Source organism: Bartonella sp. AA83SXKL (assembly GCF_042196965.1).
GTDB lineage: Bacteria > Pseudomonadota > Alphaproteobacteria > Rhizobiales > Rhizobiaceae > Bartonella.
Map to the genome: position 1 here is coordinate 1 of NZ_JBHIRG010000343.1, position 542 is coordinate 542.

Consider the following 542-nt stretch of genomic DNA (forward strand, 5'->3'; position numbering starts at 1 on the left):
GAACCGCTTGTCATGAGTTGGATATAATCGATAATCAAGACATCTAGACCATGTTGTCGTTTAAGACGCCTTGCACGGGCGGCCAATTGTGCAAGGGATACACCCCCCGTTTGATCAATATAAAGAGGGATTGTTTGTAAGGAACGCATTGCGTAAATGATGTTGGTAAATTGCTCTTCTGAGATATTACCACGACGCATATCAGAAGAAGAAACCTTTATTTGTTCTGAGATAATACGAGTTGCAAGCTGTTCTGTTGACATCTCAAGTGAGAAGAAACCAACAATACCCCCTTCATTTTCTTGGCTGTTATCACGCTTACAAGCATTAGCAATATTAAAAGCAATATTGGTCGCCAGAGAGGTTTTCCCCATAGCAGGGCGCCCCGCAAGGATAATTAAATCAGATGCTTGTAATCCTCCCATTTTTTCATCAAGGGTTTTGATATGGGTAGCTATCCCTGAAAGCTGTGAGGAACGCTTTTTTGCAGCGCTTGCCATGTTAAGTGCTTTTGCAATGGCTGTATCAAAGTTTTCAAACCC

At 42.1% G+C, this 542-nt stretch carries 1 protein-coding gene; it reads right to left on the reverse strand.

Annotated elements, in window-relative coordinates; translation table 11 throughout:
• Positions 1-542 (reverse strand): DnaB-like helicase C-terminal domain-containing protein (locus ACFINO_RS11535; RefSeq protein WP_375655988.1); only part of this gene is annotated, 542 nt, incomplete at both ends.